The following is a 13,671-nucleotide window of genomic DNA, read 5'->3' on the forward strand; positions in this document are numbered from 1 at the left end:
TTCGCTTATTTCTAAATAATAAGGTTAACTAACTGTAACATTGGGTGATTCATTTATAAGCTATAGATCTATAGCAAGACATCTGGAATAAAAAAGGACTGATTCCTTCTTTTACAAGGTATTTTTGACTGCTATACTTGAACTCCATTTCAATAACTAATTGCTGCAATCCCATAATATATATTGGTATAATGCTCAAAAAAATATTCGCTAATCTGAGAAAAACAATGATTCGCGCCCACTACAGACGTGCTCAGATAAGCATTTAATGCAGATCTTTTATAATTAACGGGAAATAGCCGATCATTTAATAGGGAATGTACATTTCAGTAGTCTAACTTTTAGCACCCGATATGTGGAGCATCAAAAGATCTTCACTTACATCTTATCCGTAACAAAAACCTTTACGTAATGAACGAAAATCTTATCTGGAACGCACATCGATTTATCAAATGCAGCATGTCGTGCTATTTTCTTGAGTCTCCCGCCCTGCTCAACCACTCCCGATGAAGACTATTTTATCTAAACATTCGAACTGGTGTTGAACGATCATCAACACTAAGCCGTTAACCTCTGTTGCTACTGAATTCAGTATACTATGCTTAGATTGAGGCTTTGCTGATGTTTCTCAAAAAGTAGTAAATGCCTATTCACCAAGAGGTAACTGAAACCAAATAGCATTCATTCTTTAACAAGGTTAAAACTACAACAGGCATATATACAAGAGTCGCAGTATAATGTTAAACAAAAAAAGGGTTGCAAATAAAATCTGCAACCCTTTTACGTATTATTAAAAATTATTAATCTTCTTCTTTCGAAGCTAATAATTGATCATATTCTTCACGTGAACCAACGATAATATTACCGTATTGACGAAGACCTGTACCTGAAGGGATCAAGTGACCCACAATTACATTCTCTTTCAATCCTAATAAATTATCACGTTTACCTGCAATAGCTGCTTCGTTCAAGACTTTAGTAGTCTCTTGGAATGATGCTGCAGAGATAAATGATTTCGTTCCTAACGAAGCTCTAGTTATACCTTGTAATAAAGGACTTGAAGTTGCTGGAATAGCATCACGTACCTCTACTAGTTTTTGATCACGACGTCTCAAGCTTGAGTTTTCTTCACGTAATCTACGTAATGAAACGATCTGTCCTGGACGTAAGTCATTAGAGTCACCTGCTTCAACTACAACTTTCTTGTCGTAAAGTGAATCGTTTTCTTCCATGAAATCCCATTTGTTAACTGCTTCTTTTTCTAAGAAACGCGTATCTCCTGGATCTTCAATATTCACTTTCTGCATCATTTGGTGAACAATCGTCTCAAAGTGTTTATCATTAATTTTCACACCTTGAAGACGGTAAACCTCTTGAATACCATTTACGATATAATGCTGTACTGCTGAAGGACCTTTAATTGATAAGATATCTGCTGGAGAGATCGAACCATCCGATAAAGGCATACCTGCTTTAATAAAGTCATTATCCTGTACTAAGATATGTTTCGAAAGTGGAACTAAGTATTTCTTAATCTGGCCATCGCGTGACTCAATAGAGATCTCACGGTTACCACGTTTAACACCACCTAAAGTTACAACACCATCAATCTCAGTTACAACTGCTGGATTAGAAGGATTACGCGCTTCAAATAATTCTGTTACACGAGGTAGACCCCCTGTAATATCTCGCGTTTTACCTGTAGAACGAGGAATCTTAACCAAGATACCACCTTCTTTAACAGTTACACCGTCCGATACAGAAACGTGAGCTCCTACTGGAATGTTATATGTACGAATTACTTCACCTTTTTTATCTAAAATCTTAATAGCAGGATTCTTCGTTTTATCACGAGTTTCAATAATTACTTTCTCTTTGTGACCCGTTTGCTCATCTGACTCTTCGCGGAAAGTTACACCTTCAACAATTGCATCAAATTCAACTTTACCGGCAAACTCAGAGATAATAACAGCATTGTATGGATCCCATGATACTAATTTATCACCCTTAGCTACTTGATTTCCTTCTTCAACGAATAATTGAGAACCGTAAGGGATATTTTGTTGGAATACAACTTTTTTAGTTTCATCCAAAATTTTAATCTCACCTGAACGACCCAATACTACTTGATGCGTACCGTCTTCACCTTCTTGAGATACTGTACGTAGATTTTCAAATTCTACAGTACCAGCATATTTAGAAGATATTTGTGACTCAGCAGCAATGTTAGAAGCCGTACCACCGACGTGGAACGTACGAAGCGTTAACTGTGTACCTGGCTCACCAATTGATTGCGCAGCAATTACACCGACAGCCTCACCCAATTGAACACGTTTACCAGATGCCAAGTTACGACCGTAACAGCTAGCACATACACCGCGTTTACACTCACATGTTAATACAGTACGGATCTCAACACCCTCAATACCTGAAGCTTCAATACGTTCAGCAACAGCTTCTTCAATATCTTCATTTTCAGAAACGAGTAATTCACCTGTTTCAGGATCATATACATTGTACAATGAAACACGACCTAAAATACGATCATATAACGGTTCTACAACATCATCGTTATCTTTTAATGCAGTTGTGTAAATACCTCTTAAACCTCCACAGTCTTGCGTAATAACAATCATATCCTGTGCAACGTCATGTAAACGACGTGTTAAGTAACCCGCATCGGCAGTTTTCAATGCCGTATCGGCAAGACCTTTACGCGCACCGTGGGTAGAGATAAAGTACTCTAATACTGAAAGTCCTTCTTTAAAGTTTGATAAAATCGGATTCTCAATAATTTCACCACCAGCTGAACCAGATTTCTGAGGTTTAGCCATCAAACCACGCATACCACACAACTGACGAATTTGCTCTTTCGAACCACGCGCCCCAGAATCAAGCATCATATATACGGAGTTGAAACCTTGGTTGTCATTCGATAAGATATCCATTACGTGTGATGTCAACTTATTGTTGATACGTGTCCAGATATCGATAATTTGATTATAACGCTCGTTGTTAGTAATGAAACCCATGTTATAGTTATTCATTACTTCTTCAACTTCGTTAGTAGCTTGTTGAATTAAGTCAGTTTTAGCAGCAGGAATGTTCAAATCTTGCAAGTTAAACGATAAACCACCTTTGAAGGCCGTTTGGAAACCTAATTCCTTCATATCGTCCAAGAACTGTGCAGCACGAGCCATACCCGTAGTTTTCACAATTTCTCCAATGATATTACGCAAAGATTTCTTCGTTAATAACTCATTGATAAAACCTACTTCATGAGGTACAACCTGGTTGAAGATAACACGACCAACTGTTGTATCTAATAACGTATCAACAATACTACCGTCTTTTGTTCTGATTTTAGTTTTTACCTTAATAAAAGCATGCAAATCAATTTTCTTCTCATTTAAAGCGATAATTACCTCTTCAGCAGAATAGAAAATCATATCTTCACCATGAACGATATGGTCTGGTGTGCTCTTACGGCCTTTAGTAATATAATAAAGACCCAAAACCATATCCTGAGATGGTACTGTTACTGGAGAACCATTTGCAGGATTTAAGATATTGTGGGCAGCCAACATTAAAACTTGTGCTTCCAAAACTGCAGCATTACCTAAAGGTAAGTGGACTGCCATCTGGTCACCATCAAAATCGGCGTTGAACGCTGTACACACTAATGGATGTAATTGAATTGCTTTACCCTCTACTAAAGTAGGTTGGAAAGCTTGAATACCCAATCTGTGAAGCGTAGGTGCACGGTTTAATAATACAGGGTGACCTTTCAACACGTTTTCTAAAATATCCCAAACAACAGGATCTTTACGATCTACAATTTTCTTAGCCGATTTTACAGTTTTAACGATACCACGTTCGATCATCTTACGAATGATAAACGGTTTGTAAAGTTCTGCTGCCATATCTTTAGGTATACCACACTCGTGCAATTTCAAGTGAGGTCCAACGACGATTACCGAACGAGCCGAATAATCCACACGTTTACCCAATAAGTTTTGACGGAAACGACCTTGTTTACCTTTTAAGATATCAGATAATGATTTCAACGCACGGTTACCTTCAGTTTTCACTGCGTTAACTTTACGTGAGTTATCGAATAATGAATCTACAGCCTCTTGTAACATACGTTTTTCATTACGTAAAATTACTTCTGGAGCTTTGATTTCAATTAAACGTTTCAAACGGTTATTACGGATAATAACACGACGGTATAAATCATTTAAATCTGAAGTCGCAAAACGACCACCATCTAAAGGCACTAATGGACGCAATTCCGGTGGAATAATAGGAACGATTTTAACAATCATCCACTCCGGACGATTCTCAATACGGTCTCTAGAACCACGGAATGCTTCTACAACGTGAAGACGCTTTAAAGCCTCATTTTTACGTTGTTGAGAAGTTTCGTTAGCCGCTTGATGACGTAAATCATAAGATAATTTATCTAAATCAATACGTTTCAATAATTCTTCTAACGCTTCAGCACCCATTTTAGCAACGAACTTTTGAGGATCGTTGTCATCTAAATATTGATTTTCTTTCGGTAATGTATCTAAAATATCTAAATATTCTTCTTCAGTCAAGAAGTCCATATAGTTGATACCATCGTCCTCTTTAATACCAGCCTGAATAACTACATATCTTTCGTAGTAGATAATCATGTCTAGTCTCTTGGTAGGAAGACCTAATAAATAACCAATTTTATTTGGAAGAGAACGGAAGTACCAGATATGAGCAACAGGAACCACTAATGAAATGTGTCCCATACGCTCACGACGTACTTTTTTCTCCGTAACTTCAACACCACAACGGTCACATACGATACCTTTATAACGGATACGTTTGTATTTACCACAGTGACATTCATAATCCTTTACAGGACCAAAGATACGCTCACAGAATAAACCATCACGTTCTGGTTTGTAGGTACGATAGTTAATCGTTTCCGGTTTTACAACTTCACCACTTGAACGCTCTAAAATTGTTTCTGGAGACGCCAAGCTTACAGTAATTGATGTAAAGTTGCTTTTAATTTTATTATCTTTTTTGTAAGACATACTTATTCAAAAGTTAAAGCTTTATGAAGAAGTTTTAGTGATCATAGCGATCACTAAAACTTCACTTTGCTTAATTAATCCAATGTGATATCTAAACCTAAACCACGTAACTCATGTACCAATACGTTAAACGATTCTGGTACAGATGGAGTTGGTAAATTGTTTCCTTTTACGATAGCCTCGTAAGTTTTCGCACGACCAACAACATCATCCGATTTCACAGTCAAGATTTCTTGTAGGATATTAGATGCACCAAATGCCTCTAATGCCCAAACTTCCATCTCACCAAAACGCTGACCCCCGAATTGAGCTTTACCACCCAATGGTTGTTGTGTAATCAATGAGTATGGTCCGATCGAACGAGCGTGCATCTTATCATCAACCATGTGTCCTAATTTTAACATATAGATCACACCAACTGTAGTTGGTTGGTCAAAACGCTCACCCGTTAAACCATTGTACAAGTAAGTTCTACCTGAAGCAGGTAAACCAGCTTTAGCTACCCAGTCTTCTACCTCTTCTTTTTCAGCACCGTCGAAAATAGGAGTTGCAAATTTAACACCTAATTTTTGACCAGCCCAACCTAAAACAGTTTCGTAAATCTGTCCTAAGTTCATACGAGAAGGTACACCTAATGGGTTTAACACGATATCTACTGGTGTTCCATCATCTAAGAAAGGCATATCTTCATCACGTACAATACGTGCAACAATACCTTTATTACCGTGACGACCAGCCATCTTATCTCCTACTTTCAATTTACGTTTCTTAGCAACGTAAACTTTAGCCATTTGAACGATACCTGATGGCAATTCATCACCGACAGAAACTGCGAATTTATCACGTTTGAAAGCACCTAACTCTTCGTTTAACTTAATGTTATAGAAGTGTAAAGAAGCTTTAATCATTTCATTCTTATCTTCGTCAGTTGTCCAACCTGTAGGGTTGATGTTATTGTAGTCTAATTCAGCTAAGATTTTTTGTGTAAACTTAGCTCCTTTCGCTACTAATAATTCTTTATATACATTATAGATACCTTGAGCAGTTTTACCATTTACAACTGTAAACAATTTCTCTACTAAACGTTCTTTCAAAATCTTAACAGCTCTTTCATGTGCTGTTTCTAATTTCTCTAATGTTTTACGCTCAACTTCTTTTGACATTTTCTTAGCGCGTGCAAATAACTTCGTATCAATAACAACACCTTTCAATGAAGGAGAAGCTTTTAATGAAGCATCTTTCACGTCACCCGCTTTGTCACCAAAGATTGCACGTAATAATTTCTCTTCTGGAGAAGGATCAGACTCACCTTTTGGAGTGATCTTACCAATCAAGATATCACCGCCATTAACCTCAGCACCAATACGGATGATACCGTTTTCGTCTAAGTCTTTAGTCGCCTCTTCCGAAACGTTAGGGATATCTGCTGTTAATTCTTCTTCACCACGTTTTGTATCACGAACTTCCAATTCAAACTCTTCAATATGAAGAGAAGTAAACCAGTCTTCTTTTGCTACACGCTCAGAAATTACGATCGCATCCTCAAAGTTATATCCTTGCCAAGGCATGAATGCAACTTTCAAGTTACGTCCTAATGCTAATTCACCATTTTCAGTGGCATAACCTTCACATAATACCTGACCTTTAGTCACACGTTGCCCTTTACCTACAATAGGTTTTAAGTTCATACAAGTATTCTGATTGGTTTTCTTGAATTTGATCAATCTATATGTTTTCACGTCGTCATCAAATGACACTAAACGGTCATCATCAGTACGGTCGTAACGAATTTTAATCTCATCCGCATCTACATACTCAACTACACCATTACCCTCTGCATTAATTAATGTACGAGAATCTTTCGCAACACGGCCTTCTAGACCAGTACCTACGATAGGTGCTTGTGGACGTAAAATTGGAACAGCTTGACGCTGCATGTTTGATCCCATCAATGCACGGTTGGCATCATCATGCTCCAAGAAAGGAATTAATGAAGCCGCAATAGACGTAATCTGGTTAGGTGCAACATCCATATAATCCAAACGTGTAGGTTCGATTACCGGGAAATCACCAAAATATCTAGCTTTTACTTTAGCATCGATAAAATTACCATTATCATCATATTGTGCATTAGCTTGACCGATTGTTTTCTCATCTTCGTCCTCAGCAGATAAATAATGTACAGGTTCTTCAACCACAACACGACCATCTTCAACACGACGGTATGGCGTTTCGATAAAACCTAAATTATTAATCTTAGCGTGAACAGCTAATGACGAAATCAAACCAATATTTGGTCCCTCAGGAGTTTCGATTGTACACAAACGACCGTAGTGCGTATAGTGAACGTCACGAACCTCGAAACCAGCACGCTCACGAGAAAGACCACCTGGACCTAAAGCTGAAAGACGACGCTTGTGCGTGATCTCTGCAAGAGGGTTCGTTTGATCCATGAACTGTGATAACTGGTTAGTACCAAAGAAAGAATTAATAACAGACGATAACGTACGTGCATTAATTAAATCTGTTGGTGTGAAAACCTCATTATCACGAATGTTCATACGTTCACGAATAGTACGTGCCATACGAGAAAGACCTACTCCAAATTGCGCGTATAATTGCTCACCTACAGTACGTACACGACGGTTAGATAAGTGGTCAATATCATCCACCTCAGCTTTAGAGTTGATTAAGTTAATCAAATACTTCACGATAGCGATGATATCTTCACGAGTCAATACCTTCGTTTCATCAGGAGTATTTAATTTCAATTTACGGTTAATGCGGTAACGACCAACATCCCCTAAATCGTAACGTTTGTCCGAGAAGAATAAACGGTCGATGATACCACGAGCAGTTTCCTCATCAGGTGGTTCAGCGTTACGTAACTGACGGTAGATATGCTCTACTGCCTCTTTCTCAGAGTTAGACGTATCTTTTTGTAATGTGTTATATATAATTGAATAGTCCGCATTGTTAGATGCATCTTCTTTCGCTAAAATAATAGATTTTACTCCAGCATCGATGATCAAGTCAATGTGATCTTCTTCTAAAACAGTCTCACGTTCAAGTATGATTTCATTACGGTCAATAGATACAACTTCACCTGTATCCTCATCAACAAAATCTTCAATCCATTTTTTCAATACCCTTGCCGCCAAACGACGACCAACGTATTTCTTAAGACCAGATTTACTAACTTTTACTTCATCAGCAAGATCAAATAATTCTAAGATATCCTTATCCGAATCATAACCGATAGCACGTAATAAAGTAGTAACTGGGAATTTTTTCTTACGGTCGATATAAGCATACATAACGTTATTTACGTCAGTTGCAAACTCGATCCAAGATCCTTTAAAAGGAATTACCCTTGCAGAATATAGTTTAGTACCATTTGTGTGTCTACTTTGACCAAAGAAAACGCCAGGTGAACGGTGTAATTGAGATACGATTACGCGCTCCGCACCATTAATCACGAAAGTACCTTTCGGTGTCATATATGGGATAGTTCCCAAATATACGTCCTGTACAATAGTTTCGAAATCTTCGTGTTCTTCATCATTACATGATAACTTTAACTTCGCCTTTAGAGGAACGCTATAAGTTAACCCACGTTCGATACATTCTTGTATATCATAGCGAGGAGGATCAATAAAATAATCCAAAAACTCGAGCACAAAAATGTTTCTAGAATCAGAAATAGGGAAGTTTTCCGAGAATACCTTGAACAGCCCTTCCTGATGGCGGTTGTCAGAAGTAGTTTCTAATTGAAAAAACTCCTTGAAAGATTGCAATTGCACATCTAAGAAATCTGGATATTCCAGAACTTTCCTGCTTGTCGCAAAATTTACTCTTTCTTGTTGAATATTATTGTTTGCCAAGGGGATATGAATTTTAGTTTTAAAAAAACTGAGCTTAACTATGCTGTTATTACTACATCTCGACTATGTTCAGCACACACATAGACTAGTAGTCAAATATCATAAATAGGAATAGACTCTAACGAAAATACGTCAGAGTCTAAACCTTTTGAGGGCTTGTTAGCTAAGATTATTTAATCTCAACAACAGCTCCAGCTTCTTCTAATTGTTGTTTCAACGCTTGTGCTTCGTCTTTAGAAACACCAGTTTTAACTTCTTTAGGAGCACCGTCTACTAAATCTTTAGCTTCTTTCAAGCCTAATCCAGCTAAATCTTTTACTAATTTAACTACAGCTAATTTAGCACCACCAGCTTCTTTCAAGATAACATCGAAAGATGTTTTCTCTTCAGCAGCAGCAGCTTCAGCTGGAGCAGCAGCAACTGCAACAGCAGCAGCAGCAGGCTCGATACCGTACTCGTCTTTTAAGATATCAGCTAGTTCTTTAACTTCTTTTACTGTCAAGTTTACTAACTGCTCAGCAAGTTGTTTTAAATCTGCCATTTTATTTTGAATTTTTGAATGTCGTTATGAAAAATTGTTATTATTAATAGTACGAATGTTTTATTTTAAAAGAGTATTCGTTAACCTCTTTGCTCTAAAGCTTTTACTAAACCTGAAATTGTATTTCCACCCGATTGAAGAGCTGAAATAACATTCTTAGCAGGAGATTCCAATGCAGCGATAACGTCAGCGATGAGTTCATTTTTAGATTTAAGACTCACTAATGCTTTCAACTGATTGTCACCTACGAATGCAGTTTCTTGAATATAAGCAGCTTTTAACAAAGGTTTATCACCTTCTTTACGTAAAGCTTGAATTAATTTTGCTGGAGCATTTGCTACCTCAGAAAACATCATTGTAGATGCACCTTTCAATGCGCCAATAATTTCTTCTGAATCAACACCAGCTTCAATTAATGCTTTTTTGATTAAAGTGTTTTTAACAGCTTTAATTTCAATACCACCTTCGAAACACTTGCGACGAATGCCGTTCACTTTTTCAACCGATAATTCAGAAGTGTCAGTAATATAGAAATTACCGTAAGATTTAATCTGCTCGGCAAGAGCTTGAACAATTTCTTGTTTTTCTTCTTTTCTCATGATTAAATACCCGCTACTGATTTAGTCTCAATATGAATACCAGGACTCATAGTTGATGAAATGTGAATGCTTTTAAAGTATGTTCCTTTTGCTGCAGACGGTTTCAAACGAGAGATAGTTTGTAATACCTCTAATGCGTTTTCATAAATTTTGTCTGCATCGAACGACGCTTTACCAACTGAAGTATGGATGATACCAGTTTTATCAACTTTGAAATCAATCTTACCGCCTTTAACATCTGTCACTGCTTTACCTACTTCTGTAGTTACAGTTCCAGTTTTAGGATTTGGCATTAAGTTTCTTGGACCTAAAATACGACCCAATTTACCTACTTTAGCCATCACACTAGGCATTGTAATAATGATATCAACGTCAGTCCAACCGCCTTCAATTTTACTGATATACTCATCTAAACCCACGAAGTCAGCACCTGCTGCTTTAGCTTCTTCTTCCTTATCAGGAGTACATAAAACTAAAACACGTACAGTTTTACCAGTTCCGTGAGGTAAAGTTGCAATACCACGAACCATTTGATTTGCCTTACGGGGATCTACGCCTAAACGAACGTCGATATCCACAGAAGCATCGAATTTGGTCAATGAGATTTCTTTAACTAAAGCCGCAGCTTCTTTTAAAGAGTATGCTTTACCAGCTTCAATTTTGGATAGTGCCGCTTTTTGATTTTTTGTTAATCTAGCCACTTTTCTTAAATTGATTTCTTAATTAATTGTTCCAAGGAGCATTACCTGCTACAGTAATCCCCATACTACGTGCTGTCCCAGCTACCATTCTCATAGCAGCATCTAAAGTAAACGCGTTTAAATCTACCATTTTATCTTTAGCAATAACTTCTACTTGTTCCCAAGTAACTGAAGCTACTTTCTTACGGTTAGGCTCACCTGAACCGCTTTTTAAACCCGCAGTTTCTTTCAATTGAATAGCAACTGGTGGAGTTTTAATGATAAAATCAAAAGATTTATCAGCGTAAACTGTAATGACAACAGGCAATACTTTTCCTGGTTTGTCTTGCGTACGAGCGTTGAACTGTTTACAGAAATCCATAATGTTCACACCTTTAGCACCTAAAGCAGGTCCTACTGGTGGAGATGGATTCGCAGCTCCGCCCTTAACTTGTAATTTTACTAACGCACTGACTTCTTTTGCCATCTTGTTTTGAATTAAATTATTAAATGTTTGTTAGTAAGTTGGAAGCAAATAACGTAACATTTATTATTTCACCTGGTTATTAACTTGCGTTTAACCACCAAATGAGGTGCAAAGATATATAGAATTAAATCTATTTGCAAATTTATTTTAACATAAAAAGAGCAAAGTTGTGCTTTGCTCTTTTTATTATTCTTTTTCTACTTGCATGTAGTTTAATTCCAATGGTGTTTTTCTTCCGAAAACTTTCACCATCACAATCAGTTTTTTCTTATCTTCATGAACTTCTTCGATCTCACCTGTGAAACCATTAAATGGACCATCATTCACTTTCACTGTCTCACCAACGTAATATGGTACATTAATTGTCTCACCTTGCTCAGCCATCTCATCTACTTTACCTAGAATACGATTAACCTCAGCTTGGCGCAACGGAATAGCATTACCTGCTTTATCCCCTAAAAATCCAATGACACTATTAACTCCTTTTATAATGTGTTCCAACTCACCATCTAAAGCAGCCTCTAGCAAAACGTATCCAGGATAGTAGTTACGCTCTTTAGCCACTTTCTTTCCATCACGCATCAAATAGTACTTCTCCATCGGAATCAACACTTGAGTAATCAAATGCTCAATTCCTAAACGGCTAACTTCGGCATCGATATATTGCTTTACCTTCTTCTCCTTACCACTCACTGCACGAACTACGTACCATTTTAAACTTTGATCTGCCATAAATAATGTTTGATGAAATTAAGAAGCAATACCGTACAATAACTCTAATACGTTACTTGAAGCTTTATCCATTACAAAAACCAATAATGCTATTATAACAGAAGCAACAAGTACAATCACAGCGGAGTTCTGTAATTGACCCCAAGTAGGCCAAGTAACCTTCTCTGTAATTTCGACATAAGAGTCTTTAAAAAAATCAAGTACTTTTGCCATTTTCAGTTTATTTATTAAGCACGGGAACAAGGATTCGAACCCTGATCAAAGGTTTTGGAGACCTCTATTCTACCGTTGAACTATTCCCGTGTATTATCTTATTTTGATGATGCAAATATAGTGTTTTTAACTATTCCCTGCAAATTTTTTTAATCTTTTTTTATTGTTTTTTAATCAATATTTCAGACTGAAAAAATAAGCTAATCAGTATGAACTGATTAGCTTATTATATGTGATTCTAGAATCTTTAAAGACTATAAAATTTCAGTTACCTGACCAGCACCTACAGTTCTACCACCTTCACGGATAGCGAAACGTAAACCTTTTTCCATAGCAATAGCAGAGATCAACTTAACAGTAATCGTTACGTTATCACCTGGCATTACCATCTCAGTACCTTCAGCTAAAGTGATTTCACCTGTAACATCTGTTGTACGGAAATAGAATTGAGGACGGTATTTGTTAAAGAATGGAGTGTGACGTCCACCTTCAGCTTTTGATAATACGTAAACCTCAGCTTTGAAGTAATCGTGTGGAGTTACTGAACCTGGTTTAACGATAACCATACCACGACGGATATCAGTTTTCTCAATACCACGTAATAATAAACCTACGTTATCACCAGCCTCACCGTAATCCAAAATTTTACGGAACATCTCAACACCTGTTACTGTAGATTTCAAACCTTCAGCAGCACCCATACCTAAGATCTCAACTGGATCTCCAGAGTTGATTACACCTCTTTCAATACGACCTGTAGCTACTGTACCACGACCTGTGATCGAGAATACATCCTCTACTGGCATTAAGAAAGGTAATTCAGTTAAACGTGGAGGGATTGGAATGTAGCTATCAACAGCATCCATTAATTCCATGATTTTAGCAACCCACTCAGGCTCACCGTTAAGAGCACCTAAAGCAGAACCTTTAATTACTGGAACATCATCTCCTGGATAATCGTAGAATGATAATAATTCACGAACTTCCATTTCAACTAAATCTAATAATTCTTCATCATCTACTAAGTCAGTTTTGTTTAAGAAAACAACAATAGCAGGAATACCTACTTGACGACCTAATAAGATGTGCTCACGCGTTTGAGGCATAGGACCATCAGTAGCAGCAACTACGATGATAGCGCCATCCATCTGAGCAGCACCAGTTACCATGTTTTTCACGTAATCGGCGTGACCTGGACAGTCAACGTGTGCATAGTGACGTGAAGCAGTTGAGTACTCAACGTGTGCAGTATTAATAGTGATACCACGCTCTTTTTCTTCAGGAGCAGAGTCAATTGAATCAAATGAACGAGCTTCTGATAAACCTGCGTCTGCTAATACTTTAGTAATAGCTGCAGTTGTAGTAGTTTTACCGTGGTCAACGTGACCGATTGTACCAATGTTTAAGTGTGGTTTACTACGGTCAAATTTCTCTTTTGCCATGTTTATGCGAATTAG

9 protein-coding genes and 1 tRNA gene are annotated in these 13,671 nt (G+C 37.3%); all 10 read right to left on the bottom strand.

Going from position 1 to position 13,671, the window contains the following annotated elements; all coding sequences use genetic code 11:
* Nucleotides 1-800: 800 nt before the first annotated feature.
* The 10 genes from rpoC to tuf all read right to left on the bottom strand — a co-directional run bounded on the left by rpoC (nt 801) and on the right by tuf (nt 13,656).
* Nucleotides 801-5,078 carry a DNA-directed RNA polymerase subunit beta' gene (rpoC, locus tag WH188_RS17860; RefSeq protein ID WP_132773509.1) on the bottom strand — a complete coding sequence of 1,426 codons (4,278 nt, stop codon included), beginning with the start codon at nt 5,076-5,078 and terminating at the stop codon, nt 801-803.
* A 74-nt stretch (nt 5,079-5,152) separates the two neighbouring features.
* Nucleotides 5,153-8,962, bottom strand: coding sequence for a DNA-directed RNA polymerase subunit beta (rpoB, locus tag WH188_RS17865; RefSeq protein WP_132773507.1), 3,810 nt, complete (start codon nt 8,960-8,962; stop codon nt 5,153-5,155).
* Nucleotides 8,963-9,131: 169 nt separating this feature from the next.
* Nucleotides 9,132-9,503, bottom strand: coding sequence for a 50S ribosomal protein L7/L12 (rplL, locus tag WH188_RS17870; protein WP_021191047.1), 372 nt, complete (start codon nt 9,501-9,503; stop codon nt 9,132-9,134).
* 80 nt (nt 9,504-9,583) lie between these two features.
* Entirely contained in the window at nt 9,584-10,102 is a 519-nt protein-coding gene (gene rplJ, locus WH188_RS17875) for a 50S ribosomal protein L10 (protein WP_132773505.1), read from the bottom strand.
* Nucleotides 10,103-10,104: 2 nt separating this feature from the next.
* Nucleotides 10,105-10,803 carry a 50S ribosomal protein L1 gene (rplA, locus tag WH188_RS17880; protein WP_021191049.1) on the bottom strand — a complete coding sequence of 233 codons (699 nt, stop codon included), beginning with the start codon at nt 10,801-10,803 and terminating at the stop codon, nt 10,105-10,107.
* Between the two features lie 22 nt (nt 10,804-10,825).
* Nucleotides 10,826-11,269: a 50S ribosomal protein L11 gene (gene rplK / locus WH188_RS17885; protein WP_021191050.1), complete on the bottom strand. Its 444-nt coding sequence runs from the start codon at nt 11,267-11,269 to the stop codon at nt 10,826-10,828.
* 186 nt (nt 11,270-11,455) lie between these two features.
* Complete coding sequence (gene nusG / locus WH188_RS17890) at nt 11,456-12,001, bottom strand: transcription termination/antitermination protein NusG (protein ID WP_132773503.1); 546 nt, start codon at nt 11,999-12,001, stop codon at nt 11,456-11,458.
* An 18-nt stretch (nt 12,002-12,019) separates the two neighbouring features.
* On the bottom strand, nt 12,020-12,214 hold the full coding sequence (gene secE, locus WH188_RS17895) for a preprotein translocase subunit SecE (RefSeq protein WP_031288930.1): 195 nt from the start codon (nt 12,212-12,214) through the stop codon (nt 12,020-12,022).
* 19 nt (nt 12,215-12,233) lie between these two features.
* Nucleotides 12,234-12,304: transfer RNA gene (locus tag WH188_RS17900), tRNA-Trp, on the bottom strand.
* Nucleotides 12,305-12,468: 164 nt separating this feature from the next.
* Complete coding sequence (gene tuf / locus WH188_RS17905; protein ID WP_132773501.1) at nt 12,469-13,656, bottom strand: elongation factor Tu; 1,188 nt, start codon at nt 13,654-13,656, stop codon at nt 12,469-12,471.
* Nucleotides 13,657-13,671 lie beyond the last annotated feature (15 nt).

Origin of the sequence: Sphingobacterium sp. MYb388 (assembly GCF_037479535.1) — a bacterium.
In the GTDB taxonomy this organism is placed as follows: Bacteria; Bacteroidota; Bacteroidia; order Sphingobacteriales; family Sphingobacteriaceae; genus Sphingobacterium; species Sphingobacterium anhuiense.

Excerpts from the sequence above, each read along its gene's own strand:
- rpoC (WP_132773509.1), bottom strand. The coding sequence starts at position 5,078 with ATGTCTTACAAAAAAGATAATAAAATTAAAAGCAACTTTACATCAATT.
- secE (WP_031288930.1), bottom strand. The coding sequence starts at position 12,214 with ATGGCAAAAGTACTTGATTTTTTTAAAGACTCTTATGTCGAAATTACA.
- tuf (WP_132773501.1), bottom strand. The coding sequence starts at position 13,656 with ATGGCAAAAGAGAAATTTGACCGTAGTAAACCACACTTAAACATTGGT.
- rplJ (WP_132773505.1), bottom strand. The coding sequence starts at position 10,102 with ATGAGAAAAGAAGAAAAACAAGAAATTGTTCAAGCTCTTGCCGAGCAG.
- nusG (WP_132773503.1), bottom strand. The coding sequence starts at position 12,001 with ATGGCAGATCAAAGTTTAAAATGGTACGTAGTTCGTGCAGTGAGTGGT.
- rplL (WP_021191047.1), bottom strand. The coding sequence starts at position 9,503 with ATGGCAGATTTAAAACAACTTGCTGAGCAGTTAGTAAACTTGACAGTA.
- rplK (WP_021191050.1), bottom strand. The coding sequence starts at position 11,269 with ATGGCAAAAGAAGTCAGTGCGTTAGTAAAATTACAAGTTAAGGGCGGA.